Annotated in this window: 10 protein-coding genes; 2 read left to right on the forward strand and 8 right to left on the reverse strand. The window is 69.6% G+C overall.

Annotated elements, in window-relative coordinates; translation table 11 throughout:
• The first annotated feature begins 104 nt into the window (after positions 1-104).
• The gene (ispH, locus tag EES48_RS06330) at positions 105-1,064 is read left to right on the forward strand and encodes a 4-hydroxy-3-methylbut-2-enyl diphosphate reductase (RefSeq protein ID WP_122465522.1); all 960 of its coding nucleotides are present in this window, start codon (positions 105-107) and stop codon (positions 1,062-1,064) included.
• Here the strand turns inward: ispH and hutI are convergent.
• The 8 genes from hutI to EES48_RS06370 form a co-directional block, all read right to left on the reverse strand.
• Entirely contained in the window at positions 1,061-2,272 is a 1,212-nt protein-coding gene (gene hutI / locus EES48_RS06335; RefSeq protein WP_122465523.1) for an imidazolonepropionase, read from the reverse strand. The genes ispH and hutI overlap by 4 nt on opposite strands.
• Before the next feature lie 163 nt (positions 2,273-2,435).
• The gene (locus EES48_RS06340; protein WP_122465524.1) at positions 2,436-3,323 is read right to left on the reverse strand and encodes an arginase family protein; all 888 of its coding nucleotides are present in this window, start codon (positions 3,321-3,323) and stop codon (positions 2,436-2,438) included.
• Between the two features lie 778 nt (positions 3,324-4,101).
• Entirely contained in the window at positions 4,102-6,339 is a 2,238-nt protein-coding gene (gene glyS, locus EES48_RS06345) for a glycine--tRNA ligase subunit beta (protein ID WP_122465525.1), read from the reverse strand.
• Positions 6,339-6,833, reverse strand: coding sequence for an endonuclease domain-containing protein (locus tag EES48_RS06350; protein WP_162998048.1), 495 nt, complete (start codon positions 6,831-6,833; stop codon positions 6,339-6,341). Before EES48_RS06350 ends, glyS begins: the two co-directional genes overlap by 1 nt.
• The gene (locus EES48_RS06355; protein ID WP_122465527.1) at positions 6,830-7,729 is read right to left on the reverse strand and encodes a glycine--tRNA ligase subunit alpha; all 900 of its coding nucleotides are present in this window, start codon (positions 7,727-7,729) and stop codon (positions 6,830-6,832) included. The genes EES48_RS06350 and EES48_RS06355 overlap by 4 nt, the downstream gene beginning before the upstream one ends.
• A 79-nt stretch (positions 7,730-7,808) precedes the next feature.
• Positions 7,809-9,008, reverse strand: a complete 1,200-nt coding sequence (locus tag EES48_RS06360; RefSeq protein WP_122465528.1) for a fasciclin domain-containing protein — start codon at positions 9,006-9,008, stop codon at positions 7,809-7,811.
• 187 nt (positions 9,009-9,195) lie between these two features.
• The gene (locus EES48_RS06365; protein WP_122465529.1) at positions 9,196-10,062 is read right to left on the reverse strand and encodes a 4-(cytidine 5'-diphospho)-2-C-methyl-D-erythritol kinase; all 867 of its coding nucleotides are present in this window, start codon (positions 10,060-10,062) and stop codon (positions 9,196-9,198) included.
• A gap of 7 nt (positions 10,063-10,069) precedes the next feature.
• Entirely contained in the window at positions 10,070-11,944 is a 1,875-nt protein-coding gene (locus tag EES48_RS06370; RefSeq protein ID WP_122465530.1) for a tetratricopeptide repeat protein, read from the reverse strand.
• 126 nt (positions 11,945-12,070) lie between these two features.
• Here EES48_RS06370 and EES48_RS06375 point away from each other — a divergent pair, with 126 nt between their 5' ends.
• Positions 12,071-15,391, forward strand: coding sequence for a class I SAM-dependent DNA methyltransferase (locus EES48_RS06375; RefSeq protein WP_122465531.1), 3,321 nt, complete (start codon positions 12,071-12,073; stop codon positions 15,389-15,391).

The following is a 15,391-nucleotide window of genomic DNA, read 5'->3' on the forward strand; positions in this document are numbered from 1 at the left end:
ATCCGGCGACGCTCGCGGGTGATAGCGGCTAAAGCGAGGCGTCGCAACGAACGGGCGCGCCCGCGGCGGTAGCGTCCGGGCACGGGAAGCCCTAGGTTCCAGCCATGGACCTCGCCCAGCCGCTCCGCCGCCCCTTGACCGTGCGCCTGGCCACGCCGCGCGGCTTCTGCGCGGGCGTCGACCGGGCCATCCAGATCGTCGAGCGGGCGCTCGAGAAGTACGGCGCGCCCGTCTATGTCCGCCACGAGATCGTTCACAACCGCCATGTGGTCGAGCGGCTGCGCGACATGGGCGCGGTCTTCGTCAAGGAGCTGGACGAGTGCCCAGACGACCGGCCGGTGGTGTTCTCGGCCCACGGCGTGCCCAAGGCCGTGCCGGACGCCGCGCGCCAGCGCCAGATGTTCTTCCTCGACGCCACCTGCCCGCTGGTCTCCAAGGTGCATGTCGAGGCCGAGCGTCACCATGCCGCGGGCCGGCTGATCCTGCTGATCGGTCACGCCGGCCACCCCGAGGTGGTCGGCACCATGGGCCAGCTGCCACCCGGGGCCGTGGTGCTGATCGAGACGGTCGAGGACGCCGAGACCTTCGTGCCGCCGCCGGGCGCCGCTCTCGCCTACGCCACCCAGACCACCCTGTCGCTGGACGATACGGCCGAGATCCTGGGGGCGCTGAAGCGCCGCTTCCCCGAGCTGCCCGACCCCCACAAGGAAGACATCTGCTACGCCACCACCAATCGCCAGGAGGCGGTCAAGCGGCTGGCCGAGGGCTCGGACCTGGTGCTGGTGGTGGGGTCGAAGAACAGCTCGAACTCCGTGCGGCTGGTCGAGGTGGCGCTGCGGGCCGGAGTGGCCGACGCCCGGCTGCTGGACGACGCCTCCGGCCTTGACTGGAGCTGGTTCGAGGGCGTCCGGACGGTGGGGATCACCGCCGGCGCCTCGGCCCCCGAGCCCCTGGTTCAGGGCGTGATCGACGCCCTGTCGGAGCGGTTCGACGTGACCCAGGTCGACGACGCCGGCGAGCGCGAGACCGTGACGTTCAAACTGCCCCGGGCCCTGACAGCCTAAGCCTCCAGCCCTCCCACATAGCGCCGCCACAGCAGGGGCGCGCCCAGCCAGTAGGCCAGCTCGGCCGGGCGTTCGATGTCCCAGACGACGAGGTCGGCGGCCTTGCCGGGCTCGAGCGTTCCGATCCTGTCGGACAGCCCCAACCCCTTGGCGGCGTTGACCGTGGCGCCACGCAGCGCCTCCTCGGGCGTCAGGCGGAACTGCACGCAGGCCAGGGTGATCGCCGCCGTCATGGAGGCGACCGGCGAGGTGCCGGGGTTGCAGTCGGTGGCGACGGCCATGGCGACCCGATGGCTCCGCAGCAGGTCGATGGGCGGGAGCTTGGTCTCGCGCAGCATCAGGAAGGCGCCGGGCAACAGCACCGCGACCACCCCGGCCTCGGCCATGGCGCGGATCCCGGCCTCGGTCGAATGCTCGATGTGGTCGGCCGACAAAGCGCCGTAGCGCGCCGCCAGGGCCGCACCGCCGCCGTCGGACAGCTGATCGGCGTGCAGCTTGACCGGCAGGCCTAGCGCCCTCGCCTTGTCGAACAGCCGCGCCACCTCGGCTTCGGAAAAGGCGATGGGCTCGCAATAGGCGTCGACCGCGTCGACCAGCCCCTCGGCGTGGGCGGCCGGCAGGATGTCGTCGATGGCCAGATCGACATAGGCGGCCCGGTCCTGGCGATGTTCCGGCGGCACGGCGTGCAGGCCCAGATAGCTGGTGCGCACCCGCACCCCGCCCTCGCGGCCGATACGGCGGGCGACGCGCAGCATCTTCAGCTCGGTGTCGCGGTCGAGGCCGTATCCGGACTTGATCTCGACCGTGGTGACGCCCGTGGCCTTCAACCCCTCCAGCCGACGCATGGCCGAGGCGAACAGCCGGTCCTCCGAGGCCTCGCGGGTGGCGCGCACCGACGAGACGATGCCGCCGCCGGCGCGGGCGATCTCCTCATAGGTCGCGCCTTCGAGCCGCTGTTCGAACTCGCCCGAACGGTCGCCGCCGAACACCAGGTGGGTGTGACAGTCGATCAGGCCGGGCGTGACCCAGCGCCCGTCGAGGCGATGGGTTTCGGCGGTCCGGTGCTCCGGGAGGTCGGCGCGCGGCCCGACCCAGGCGATGCGACCGTCGGCGATCAGGATCGCGCCGTCGTGGATGGCGCCGTAGGGCTCGGGACCGGCCATCGTCGCCAGGCGGCAGTCGGTGAGGAGCAGGTCGGCGCGCGTCATCCTTCTCCCCTGGGGGGAGAAGGTGGCAGGCGAAGCCTGACGGTTGAGGGGGTTGCGTCCGCGCGCTCCCCGCCACGGATCGAGGCGCCGCGGGCAGCCCCCTCATCCGAGCCGCTGCGCGGCCCACCTTCTCCCCCGAGGGGAGAAGGATGATTGTGCGTTCTCATCGCGCCTCGAACCCCGCCAGCAGTTCGCAGAACCAGCGCCCGACCGTCAGCGATCCGAGGTCGCCGATCTCCAGGGACGGGTCGTATTCGGTCAGGTCGACGGCCGCGACCTTGGGGTGGGCGCCGATCAGTCGCGTCGCCTCGAACAGGTCGTGGACCGAACAGCCGCCGGGCCGCGCGCCGGGCGAGGCGGGCCACTGGCTGCGGTCCAGCACGTCTATGTCGACATCGACATAGATGCGGTCGGCGAGGCCGGAGAGGCGCTCCAGCTCCTCGGCGACCACGGCGGCGAAGCCGATGCGGCGGCACTCGGCGGCGGTGCGCACCGAGATGCCGGCGGCCAAGGCCTTGTCATGGGCGCGGCGGGTGTTGGCGAAGGGGGCCAGGCCGATCTGGCTGATCCGGCGGCCGTCCAGACCGTCGTCCAGCAGGGCCTGGACCGGATTGCCGTTGGTCAGGCCCTGGTCGGTGTCGCGCAGGTCGAAATGGGCGTCGAGCGTCAGCAGCGCCGTTCCCTCGAGCCCGAGGCCGTGCACGCCCGGCCGCGTGACGGCGTTGTTGCCCCCGATCAGCACGATCAGGTCGCGGTTCGCCTGGGCCCGGACGGCGGTCTGGAGGGGATACAGCGCGTCAGCGGGGCTGACGGCCTTGAGGGCCACGTCACCGGCGTCGTGGATGGGCGTGGTCAGCGCGCGGCCGGTCTCGACGTCATAGGTCGAAAAGCGCGGCAGGGCGGCGCGAAAGGCCCTGGGCCCGAGGTCGCAGCGGCCCGGCGTCAGGGAGCGCTCGTTCAGCGGACAGCCGATCACGGCGACGGGGGCGTCGGCATGATCGCCGACCAGATCGGCGACCGACCGCCAGGACAGGGCTTCGGAAGAGGTCATGGGCCTTCTTAGCCTTCCAGAGGTGGGCGGGAGAAGCCCGGTCGACGGCTGGAAAAATGAGTCCATGAGTCCAGGTTGGGATGACAAACCGACAGAATTGCAAGCTTCTCCAGATACTTGCGGCGGCCAAGGACGCGCCGAGCCGTTGGACTCCGATCGGTTGTGTGGCCGCTCAGGAGTCCAATCCTTCGGTCCGCATCTACCCGCCTCCCCGGCGAAGGCCGGGGCCCAGAGCTCCACGCGCTGACGCTTGGGTGGAGGCTCGGAAGTAAGCCGTGCCCAATCGGATCCGCTGTCGTCCTACAATCTGGGCCCCGGCCTTCGCCGGGGACACGGGAGGGGGTCTGCCGGCTCCGCCAGATGGTCGAGGGGCGTCTCGCGAAACAAAAATGAGTCCAGGAGTCCAGGTTCGGGCGCGCGGCGACGGGATTATGGTTCTTCGCCAATGACTTGCGCATGCAGGTCAGGCTGGACTCCCGCGGTAGCGAGAGTCCAATCGGTGGCGTCGGGGCGGTGAACGGCGGGCAGGGATCGGCCATGGTGGGATCATGACGCATCCGGCCGGGGGGTCGGAGATTTAGTCGCTGGCGCCGAGCCAGTCCCCGCCGCGCGGCGGTTGGGGCCGCGCCGATGGGGGAACAGCGCCCCTGCCCTAGAGCCTGATCGGTTGAGGTGGAATCGCTACGCGATTCCGCCGACGCCGTGAATCAGGCTCCAGGATTATGCTGGACCGAAATCTGAGCCCAGTTGGACTGCGTCCAACTGAACCGATTTCGGTCTAGCCCGCGATCTGGCCGAAGTCGGCGACCTGACCCATCACGGCGCGGACCTGGCCCAGCAGTTTCAGGCGGTTGTCGCGCTCGGCGGGGACGTCGGAGTTGACCAGCACCTCCTCGAAGAAGGCGTCGACCGGCGCGCGGAGGCGGGCCAGGGCCGTCATGGCGGCGGCGAAGTCCTCGCGGGCCAGGGCCTCGTCCACCGCCGTGCGGGCGGCGGCGACGGCGAAGGCCAGGGTGGTCTCGGCCTCGGGCTGGCCCGGCAGGCCGGTCTCGACCATGCCCTCGGGGATGTCGCCCTTCCTGGCCTCGGCGCGCAGGATGTTGGAGGCGCGCTTGTAGCCCGCCAGCAAATTGGCCCCGTCGTCGGTGGCCAGGAAGGCGCCCAGAGCCTCCACCCGCCGCACGATGCGGACCAGGTCGTCGTCGCCGAGGGCGAACACCGCATCGACGAGGTCGTGGCGCTGGCCCTGGTCACGGAGGAGAACCTTCAGGCGGTCGGCGAAGAAGAGAAGCAGCTCGATATCTTCAGCTGCACCAGCCGCATCCCCGTCGCCCAGTCGGCGGGGGTACTGGTCAGCTTGAGTAGCAGTTAAATCGCGCAAGCGGGCTCGAACGTCATTCTCCAGCACCAGCCGGATGACCCCCAGAGCCGCCCGCCGCAGGGCGAAGGGGTCTTTCGAGCCCGTGGGCTTTTCGTCGATGGCGAAGAAGCCGACCAGGGTGTCCAGCTTGTCAGCCAGAGCCACCGCCACGGTCAGGGGCGCGGTCGGCACGGTGTCGGCCGGGCCCTGGGGCTTGTAGTGGTCGCGGATGGCGTCGGCCATGCGGTCTCTCCCTTCCCCCTGGAGGGGGGAAGGGTCGGGGATGGGGGTGGCGGCGGGGGAGCCGCGTTCGGTGTTCGATACATCAGGCGCCGCGCTCGTGGTCGAGGCTTCCACCCCCAACCCTGCCCTTCCCCCCTCCAGGGGGAAGGGTTCCCTGGCGTAATACCCGCCCATCACGCCCTGGAGCTCGGGGAACTCGCCGACCATGCCCGACGCCAGGTCGGCCTTGGCCAGGCGGGCGGCCTCGTAGGCTTCGTCGGGGTCGGCGCCCACCAGAGGGGCGATCTCGCGGGCCAGGGCGGCGATGCGCTCGACGCGGTCGTGCATCGTGCCGAGTTTGGCGTGGAAGGTGACGCCCTGCAGCTTCTTCAGCCAGGCGTCGAAATTGCCGGCTTTGCGGTCCTCGTCCCAGAAGAAGCGGGCGTCGTTCAGCCGGGCCGACAGGACGCGCGAGTTGCCGGCGGCCAGGGCCTTGCCGCCGTCCGAGGCCTCGACATTGGCGACCACCACGAAATGGGGCGCGAGCGCATGGGTGGCCGGGTCGCGCACGGCGAAATACTTCTGGTGCACCTTCATCGACAGACGCACCACCTCGGGCGGCAGGTCGAGGAACTGGGGGTCCATGTCGCCCAGGATCGGCGTCGGCCATTCCGCAAGCCCCGCCACCTCGTCCAACAGGCCGTCGTCATCGACCAGAGCCAAGCCCTTGGCCGCGCAGGCCGCCTTGGCCGCCTCGAGGATGCGCAGCCGCCGGTCGGCGGCGTCGATCAGCACGAACTCGCGTTCGAGTTTCTGGCGATAGTCGGCGAAATCCCGGACCGTGAACGGCGCGACGGAGCCCAGGAAACGGTGGCCCTCGGTGACATCCCCGCTTTTTAGTCCGCTTACCGCTTCGCTACTTGCGGCGGAGGCGATCCCGTCCACCGCGAACGGCACGACCCGGCCGTCGAACAGGGCGAGGATGCGCTTGATCGGCCGTACCCAGCGCAGGGTTCCAGAGCCCCAGCGCATCGACTTGGGCCAGGGGAAGGCGCGGATCACGGCGTCGACGGTCTCGGCCACGACCTGCGGCGTCTCGCGGCCCTTCTGACTGATACGGGCGAACAGCACGCCGTCGCGCTCTTCCAGCGCGTCGCGGGTCAGGCCGGTCTTGCGCAGGAAACCCTCGACCGCCTGGTCGGGCGCCGAGGTCTTGGGGCCCTTCAGCTCCTCGTCGCGATCGGGCGTGGCGGCGGGCAGGCCCTCGACCACCAGGGTCAGGCGCCGGGGCCCGGCATAGGCGGTCATGGCGTCCCAGGTCAGGCCGGCCGCCTTCAGTCGCTCGCCGACCATGCGCTCCAGATCGCGGGCGCCTTGAGCCTGCATCCGCGCGGGGATTTCCTCGGACAGAATTTCGAGAAGGAGTTGGGGCATCAGCGGATGTCGTACCGAGGGACTCCCTTCCCCCTGGAGGGGGGAAGGGCTGGGGATGGGGGTGGCGCCGTGGCCGCGACGATCTGGTCAACGACGGAGTACAGGTCGTCCCGCACCACCTTCTCCGGAAAGCGGATCAGGCGAAAGCCGTTGGCCTCGAACCAGGCCGTGCGCTCGGCGTCGCGCAATTGGCGGTCGGGCCGGTCTTGATGCGGGCCGTCCACCTCGATGATCAGACTGGAGGCGAAATGGGCGAAGTCGGCGACGTAGTGACCGATCGGGGCCTGGCGGCGGAAATTCATCTTCAGCGGGCGCAGGGCGTCCCAGAGCATTTTCTCGGCAATGCTCTGTTCACGCCGCAGGCGACGGGCGCGCTGGATGCCGCCGGGCGCGATGCGGGGACGCGGCGAGGGCGCGGACGGGCTTCCACCCCCATCCCCAGCCCTTCCCCCCTCCAGGGGGAAGGGGGCGATGTGGTGGTCGTCGGTGCTCACGCGGCGTTCCGCTCTTGCTCGACGTAGGCCAGGGCGCAGGCTTTGCAGAGGTCCCTGATGCGGCCGATGTAGCTCTGGCGTTCGGCGACGGCGATGGCGCCGCGGGCGTCCATCAGGTTGAACAGGTGCGAGGCTTTCAGCACCTGGTCATAGGCCGGCAGCACCAGGGCCTGACCCTGCGGCCCGGTCATGGCCAAGAGGCGCGACACCTCAGCCACCATGTCCTCGAACCGGCGCTTCAGGCCGTCGACGTCATAGCCGTGGAAATTGGCCTCGGACTGCTGGCGCTCGTTTTCCAGGAAGACCTCGCCATAGGTCAGGCCGTCGTTGTTGAAACGCAGGTCATAGACGTTGTCGACGCCCTGGACGTACATGGCCAGCCGCTCGAGGCCATAGGTCAGCTCGCCCGAGACGACGTCGACCTCGATGCCGCCGACGCCCTGGAAATAGGTGAACTGGGTCACCTCCATGCCGTCGCACCAGACCTCCCAGCCCAGGCCCCAGGCGCCCACGGTGGGGTTCTCCCAGTCGTCCTCGACGAAGCGGATGTCGTGCAGCTTGGGGTCGATGCCGATGGCCTCGAGCGAGCCGAGATACAGGGCCTGGAGGTCGTCCGGGTTCGGCTTCAGGATCACCTGAAACTGATAATAGTGCTGGAGACGGTTGGGGTTCTCGCCATAGCGGCCGTCGCCGGGACGGCGGCTGGGCTGGACGTAGGCGGCCTTCCACGGACGCGGACCCAGGGCGCGCAGCACGGTGGCGGGATGCAGGGTGCCAGCCCCGACCTCAATGTCATAGGGCTGCAGCAGCGCGCACCCCTGGTCGCCCCAGTAGCGCTGGAGCGTCAGGATCAGATCCTGGAAGGACAGGGGCGATTTCTGAGGGTCGGAGGTCACGGAAACCCGTTCGCGCGCGCAAAAAAAGGACGGCGGACCCTTACGGCCCGCCGTCCCTCAACTCAAGCGGATGACCCGATCAGACGGTCGGGGTGTCCGGCGCCATCGGATCCTCGTCCTCGTCCGACGCATCGGTGTCGTCGTCGGTCGGGGGCGTGGTGACAGCCGGGACGTCGGCGGGATCACCGCTGGCGGCCGGGTCGCTGGTCATCGGATCACCAGCCGGCGGCGCGGCGGTGGTCGGCGTGGTCGTCGACGGCGCCACCGGGGCGTCGGTCGGAGCCGTGCTTTCGGGAGCGCCCGGCGCGCCCGGAGGCACGGCGCCCGTCGTCGGGCTGACCGGTTGCGTGCCCATGGTGTCGGGCGAGGTCACCTCACCCGTGGTCGGCGCCGGCGCAGCGTTGTCCATCGTCGGCTGCTGGTCGGCCGGAGTGTCGGCGGGGTTCGGCACCGGCTGGCTGGAGGTGGTGGTCACCGCCGCCGGAGTCGAGCCGTCGGGCGCCGTGGTGGTCGCCTCGGTATTGGTGTCCGGAACGTCCGTCGCATCCGCGTCGTCATCGGCCGGCGGCGTGGTGGGCTGGGCGGCCTGATCGGCGGCCAGGCCCTCGGAATCGCCCATGGAAGCCATGGAGTTGGAGGGGCTCAGCACCTGGTCGATGACGAACACCGCGCCGTTCGAGCCGCGCAGATCGGCCTGGGTGACCGTGGCGGCGTCCGCCTTGATCGAGCCTTCCGAGCCGTCGAGCAGCACCTCGGCGCCCGAGGCGGTCGGCACGCCGCCGCGTGCGCCCTCGATCTGCTCGGAACGAACGTCGGCGTTGATGACGTGATAGAGCAGCAGCTGACGCAGTTCCTGGGCGTTGGCCGGATCCTGCAGACGGGTCAGCTCCTCGGCCGGCAGGGCGGCAAAGGCCGCGTCGGTCGGGGCGAAGATGGTGATGTCGGGATCCTGCTCGATCACCTGGGTCAACTGGGCCGCGTCAAGCACGGCCAGCAGGGTGGTGAACTCGCCGTTGTCGCGCAGCACCGAGATAATGCTGCCGTCGGCGCTGGGGGTCGCCTCGGCCATCTGGGCGGCCGGCTCCTGCGGAACGGCGGGCGCCGTGGCCTCGGCGGGCGGTGTGACCGGCGCAGGATCGGCGGTCGCCGGCATGTCCTGGGTGGTCTCGTCGGCGACCGGCGGCTGGGCCGTGTCGGCGGTCATGTCCTGGGCGAAGGCGGCCGGCGCGGCCATGATGGCGGCGACGGCGGTGGCGGTCAGCAGTTTGGTGCGGAACATCTGGGTAGCCCTCCTGTACTGTCCGGGAGCGAAGGGGAGGCGGCTCCGGACTTCGTGATCGGGAATAGAATGTTCGTGTAAAGCCGCGAATTTCGGCTTGTGTTCCATCTAAGCAACAGATGAGGCGACGACAGGGGTCAGGCTTGACCATTTCGGGGCCATTTCGGGGCGACCCCGGTGACGGCCGTCAGGCCAGTGTCGTGGCGCGAGACCACCAGTCCGGACGTTGCGCGGACAGGCTCCCCGCCGCGATCGCGGCGGCGTCGGGGGTCTCGAACAGACCAAAGACCGTGGCGCCCGATCCCGATAGCCGGGTCAACCGCGCCCCGGCGTCGGACATAAGAGCCAAGGCTTCGGGTATGGCGCCGACCAGGCGGGCGGCGGGCGCCTCCAGATCATTGCGCTGCCCGGCCAGCCAGGCCACGGCCGAGCGCACGTCGTCGAGTGGCCCGGGCGGCATGGCGCGATCGGCTTCGGCGACCGGTCCGTCGTCGTAAGCCCGATAGACGGCTCCGGTCGGCGACGGGACGCCGGGGTTGAGAAGCACCGCCGGCAGCGGCGGCAGCGCCGGCGCGGGCGACAGCCGCTCTCCCCTGCCCTCGGCCACGGCGGCGCGGCCCCACAGGCACAGCGGCCCGTCTGCGCCGATTTCGAAGGCGATGGCCTCAAGTTCGGCGTCGCTGATGTCCAGCGACAGGGCGTCGCGCCCGGCCCGGAGCGCCGCGCCGGCGTCTGATGAGCCGCCGCCCAAGCCTGAGGCGACCGGCAGTTGCTTGTCGAGACGCACGTCGAGGCGCGGCTCGCCGATCCCGGCGCGAGCGCCGAGCCGCCTGAGCGCCCGGAGGACCAGATTGTCCTCAGCGTCTGACAACGCCGCCGCGAACGGTCCGGTGACTTGCAGGCCCAGGCGATCCGCCGGGCTCACCGTCACCCGATCGCCGACGTCGGCGAACACGCCGAGACTGGCGATGGGATGATAGCCCTCCGCGTCGACCGGGCCGACGTGCAGATACAGATTGACCTTGGCCGGGGCGAAGGTGGTGGCGGCGCGCATCAGAGCGTCAGGTGACGGGCGGGGTCGCTGCCGCCACGGTTGTCGGCGCGGCGGGGTCCAGGCCTTCGGACAACTTGCGTTCGACCTCGGCGCGGCGGTCGTCATCGGGGTCGAGGGCCAGCACCCGCTCCCACTGGAACCGAGCCTCGCGCTCGCGGCCGACCTGCCAGTAGGCGTCGCCCAGATGGTCGTTGATCTCGGCGTTGGCCGGTTCCAGAGACACGGCCAGCTCCAGGATCGGCACCGCCTCCTCGAATCGGCTCTGGCGATAGCGGGCCCAGCCCAGCGAGTCCTGATAGTGGCCCGAGGTCGGTTCGGCATCGACCGCCCGGGCGATCATCTCGGCGCCCTGATCGACGCGCGTGCCGTGGTCGACCCACATATAGCCGAGGTAGTTGAGGATCTGCGGATCGTTGGGCTCGGACTGAAGCGCGGCCCACAGCTCGGCCTCGGCCTGATCGTTGCGGCCCATCGATTCATAGACCGCCCCGCGCTGGAACCGCACCGGCCAGGGCTGGCGGGCGGTGTTCAGGGTCGGGCCGTCGAGGATCTCCAGCGCCTCGGCGTAACGCTCCTGCTCGGTGAAGACCGCCGCCAGATTATAGGCCGCCGCCGCATTGGTGGGGTCGACCTCGAACGCCCGTCTCGCCTCGGCCAGCGCCTGGTCGGGGCGGTCGGCCTCCTGATAGCTGGCGGCCAGACGCTGGCGCGCCTCGGCGTACATCTGGGGGTTTTCCGTCGACACGCGCGCATATTCGGCGCGGGCCGCCTCTTCCAGACGCGCCGCCTGAAGCGCCTGGGCCAGAACCAGGCGCGTCTCGTCGGATGGCGACACGCCCAAGGACAGGCGCAGATACAGCACCGCGAACTCGTTCAGCCGTTCGCGCGCGGCCAGGGCGGCGGCGGAAGCGAGAGCCTCGGCCGCATTCTCGCGCAGGGTCGGCGCCGGCGGCGGGCGCTCTCCGGCCTCGATCCGCGCCTTGCCGGCAATGGCGCGGAAGTTGTTGGGGTCGGCGGCGATCAGTTCGTTGTAGAGGGCCAGGGCCTCGTCTCGGCGTCCGTCACGCTCAAGCAGTTCGCCGACCGCAACGCGGAACACGCGGCCGCCGGCGCCGTCCAGCGACACGGCGCGCAATTCCTCCAGCGCTTCGTCAGGACGCCCGCGCAGTTCCAGCAGGCGGGCGCGGAAATAGCGACCGAAGGCGACCGACGCGGCGTCGCCTTCGGTGCCCACGGGTTGCAGGGCGGTGGTCCAGTCGCCGGCGGCCGCCGCCACCCAGGGTGCGATAATGCGACCGGCGTAGGCGTGCGGCTGGGCGATCGGGCGGGCCTTGAGCGCGGCGTTGGCGCGGCGGGCGTCGCCGCCAAAGGCGCCCCGCACCGCCCGGACCAAATGCGCCGCCTCGACCGTCACCGGACTGCCGTCGGCCTCCGGCGGAATCCGCGCCGCCAGGTCGAGATCGCCGACCAGAAGGGACGAAATAAAGGCCCGGTCGCGGAGGCGCCCCTGTTCGGGACTGAGTTCGTAGGCGTCGGCCAGATATTCGGCACCCACCCCGGGATCACCGATGGCGCTGGCCACCTTGCCGGCCAGGAACAAGCCGTAGACCGAGCGGCCCTGAGCATCTCGGGGAGCCGGGCGCGGGTCGTAGGGTTCGGTCGGTTCGGCCTCGGCGAGCCGGGCTGACGCCTCGGCTTCCTCCTCCGGCGCGGTGTCGTCGATCAGCGGTCGGGGCGGCACGGGCTCCAGAGAGCGAAGATCCACCGGCGGCCCGAGCACCGACTGGTCAGATGGCGCCTGCGGTCCGGCTTCCTGAGCCAAAGCCGGAGCCGCCGACAGGGCGAGGAGGATGGCGGAGGTGGCGAGGAGATGACGCGGCATTTCCAACTCATCGCCGCTTAGCGGTCCGCGAGCAAGCGCCGCAACGCGACCAGCGCGTCGCACACGCCGAACTTGCACAACCCGAAGACACTTGTCATGGTTGTACGTAGTGGGGGAGAACGCGTCATGGATGTCGAAGCCTTCATCGAACGATGGCGACGCTGCGACAATGGGTCCGAGCGCGGCAATGCGGCGATGTACCTCCGGGAGATGATGGACGCACTGGGCCTGCCGCCACCCGAACCGTCCTCGGATGCCGACTACCGTTTCGAGCGATCTGTGCCGCGACGCTTGTCCGATCGGCCCGGCCCGGGAGGCTTCATCGATCTCTACAAGGACGGATGCTTCGTGCTGGAAGCCAAGCAGTCACGCATCGTCCGCGACGGGCCGCTGTCTCGCGAAGATAGGGAAGCTCTCGCCTGTCCGTCACGAAGCCGCCGAGCCGGTTGGGACAACCTGATGCAGAGCGCCCGCACCCAGGCGCTCGGATATGTCCAGGCTCTGTCGCCCGATCGTCGGACACCGCCGTTCATCCTGTTGTGCGATGTGGCGAACGTTTTCGAGGTTTGGGCGGACTTCACGGGGACCGGACGCGGCTACGACCCCTTTCCTGACCGCGCGACCTATCGGATCGCCCATGAAGACCTGTCGGATCCCGACATTCAGACGCGATTGCGAGCGATCTGGACCGACCCGGCTTCGCTGAATCCCGCCGCGAAGGCCGCAGCAGTCACGCGAAACATCATGGACGATCTGGCGGGAATTTCCCGTCGGCTGGAGCAACGCGGCTATGCCGCCGAGGACGTCGCGCATTTCCTGATGCGCTGCTGCTTCACCGCCTTCTGTGGTGATATCGGTCTGTTTCCCAAGGCCGGGCTGATCGCGCTGCTGCAGGACTGCCACGACCATCCACGAAAGTTCGTGCCGCAGATCGAAGATTTCTGGCGGCGGCTCGACGCCCCGTCGCTCGCAGATCGGTTCAACGCCCACTTCGATGAGCCGCTGCCCTATGTGAACGGGGGGCTCTTTTCGGAGAACCGGGCCTTTCCCCTTTCGGCCGACGATATCCGGTTACTGATCGAAGCCTCGGCGCGCGACTGGCGGAAGGTCGATCCGGCGATCTTCGGCGCCTTGCTGGAGCATGCCCTGGAGCCCGCCGAACGCCGGCGGCTGGGCGCTCACTATACGCCCCGCGTCTATGTCGAACGCCTGGTCGAACTGACGATCATGGAGCCGTTGCGGGCCCGGTGGAACGAGGTCATGGCGGGAATCGAGCAGGCGCGCGAGGATGACAACGTCCCGGCCGCCGTGAAACTGGCCAAGGCGTTCCGCGCCGAGCTGGCCGCCGTCCGCGTTCTGGACCCCGCCTGTGGCACCGGAAATTTTCTTTATGTCGCCATGGATCGGATGCAGCGACTGGAAGCGGAGGTTCTGGACGTGCTGCAGAACCTGGGGGAACCCGGCGATCTGTTGCTGGATGGCGTCCATCCCGCGAATTTCCTCGGGCTGGAAATCAATCCGCGGGCCGTCGTTATCGCCCAGATGGTTCTGTGGATCGGCTTCTATCAGAACCACTTTCGTACGCGGTCGGGGCGTCCCCGCGAGCCGATCCTTCAGAGGCTGACCTCGATCCAGGAAAACGACGCCATTGTCGATGCGGACAGGCCGGGCCGAAGACCTGACTGGCCAGACGCTGAATTCATCATCGGCAATCCTCCGTTCACGGGCGGCAAGGATCTGCGTCGCAGGCTGGGCGCCGCCTATGTTTCGCAGCTGGCGGATACATGGCCCGAGATCGGGCGGAGTGCGGACGTCGCCATGTATTTCTGGGCGCGGGCGGCCGAGCTGACGGCCCGGCCGGGAAGCCGAGTGAGGCGGTTCGGCTTCGTCACCACCAACTCGATCGTGCAGCCGTTCCAGCGCGGGGTCGTGAACCACTGGCTGAGCGGATCGCCTCCGGTCAGCATCCTGCACGCCGTGCCGGACCACGCCTGGGTGACGGGAGAGACCGACAGCGCCGCAGTGCGCATCGCCATGACCGTCGTCGCGGCCGGCCGCCACGCCGGCGTCCTCCAAGCCGTTGAGCCCGGTGATGATCGGCAGCCGGAAGTGTTGAAGAGACTGCGCACGGGCCAGATCAACGCCGACCTCACCATCGGTGTTGACCTCACCCGATGCATGACCCTGGCCGCGAACCGCGCGGTGTGCTCGCCGGGCGTCAAGCTGCATGGCGAGGGATTCCTGGTTGAGCGCGCACGCATCGGTGATCTGGGCGTGGGACGGCGGCATAGACTGGACCGACGCATTCGAACCTACCGCAACGGCCGCGACCTGAACGGTCGGTCGCGCGGGCTCCTGGCGCTGGACATGGGTGGGCTGGACCACGCCGACGTGCGCGACCGCTATCCCGAGGTCTACCAGCACCTGGCCGAGACCGTGCGGGACGAACGCCGGCGACAGGCCGACAGCTCGCCCACACCCGACGCCCAGGCCTATGCGACGGCCTGGTGGCTGTTCGGCAAGCCCAGGGATCGCCTGCGCCGCGCTCTCGAGGGGCTGCCCCGCTACATCGCCACACCGGAGACAAGCCGGCATCGGCTGTTCCACCTGCTGAACGGCGACATCTTGCCGGACAACAGCGTCATCGTGATCGCCGACGACGACGCGGCCACCTTCGCCGTCCTGTCCAGCCGCCATCATGCGGCGTGGGCGCTGGCCTCGGGCGGTCGGATGGGAAAGGGGAACGACCCGCGCTACACCAAGAGCCGGTGTTTCGACACCTTCCCCTTCCCCGCCCTCTCCGAGACGACGGCGCTGAGGTTGCGCGCGGCGGGCGAGGCGCTGGACAGCTGGAGACGCCGGATCGCCGCCGAGCGGCCGGACATCACGCTCACCACCGCCTACAATCTTCTGGAGGCCGGGCGCGCCGGGCGTCCCCTCAGCCTGGAGGAGCGCGCGCTGCGTGACGCGATCCAGATCACCCTGCTGGCGGACCTGCACGACGAGATCGATCGGGCCACGGCAGAGGCCTATGGCTGGAGCCCCGCCATGGACGCGACGGCGGTCATCGCGGCGCTGGCGGCGCTGAACGCCGAGCGGGTGGACGAGGAACGGCGCGGCCTCATCCGCTGGCGGCGGCCGGCGATCCAGACAGCGGCGTCTCGCGGGCGCCCGGTTTCTGCGCAGCCCGAACTCACCCCAGGTCACGGATCGTCACGGTCTGGCGTCCTGATCCCGTTTCCGACGTCACCCATCGAACAGCCCCTGGCGATCGAGGCGGTCATCCGTGCGGCGGAGACGCCGCTGGACGCCATCGCTGTCTCACGACGGTTCAGGCGCAGTCGGCAGATCGAGAGCCGGGTCGGCGTGGTGTTGGGAACGCTGCACCGTTACAGCCGCATCCACCGTCTGGACGACGGCCGGTATCAGAGCCGGGCGACGATCTAG

Origin of the sequence: Brevundimonas lutea, assembly GCF_003704105.1 — a bacterium.
Taxonomy (GTDB): Bacteria; Pseudomonadota; Alphaproteobacteria; order Caulobacterales; family Caulobacteraceae; genus Brevundimonas; species Brevundimonas lutea.

Excerpts from the sequence above, each read along its gene's own strand:
- ispH (WP_122465522.1), top strand. The coding sequence starts at position 105 with ATGGACCTCGCCCAGCCGCTCCGCCGCCCCTTGACCGTGCGCCTGGCC.
- EES48_RS06375 (WP_122465531.1), top strand. The coding sequence starts at position 12,071 with ATGGATGTCGAAGCCTTCATCGAACGATGGCGACGCTGCGACAATGGG.
- EES48_RS06340 (WP_122465524.1), bottom strand. The coding sequence starts at position 3,323 with ATGACCTCTTCCGAAGCCCTGTCCTGGCGGTCGGTCGCCGATCTGGTC.
- EES48_RS06360 (WP_122465528.1), bottom strand. The coding sequence starts at position 9,008 with ATGTTCCGCACCAAACTGCTGACCGCCACCGCCGTCGCCGCCATCATG.
- hutI (WP_122465523.1), bottom strand. The coding sequence starts at position 2,272 with ATGACGCGCGCCGACCTGCTCCTCACCGACTGCCGCCTGGCGACGATG.
- EES48_RS06365 (WP_122465529.1), bottom strand. The coding sequence starts at position 10,062 with ATGCGCGCCGCCACCACCTTCGCCCCGGCCAAGGTCAATCTGTATCTG.
- EES48_RS06370 (WP_122465530.1), bottom strand. The coding sequence starts at position 11,944 with ATGCCGCGTCATCTCCTCGCCACCTCCGCCATCCTCCTCGCCCTGTCG.
- glyS (WP_122465525.1), bottom strand. The coding sequence starts at position 6,339 with ATGCCCCAACTCCTTCTCGAAATTCTGTCCGAGGAAATCCCCGCGCGG.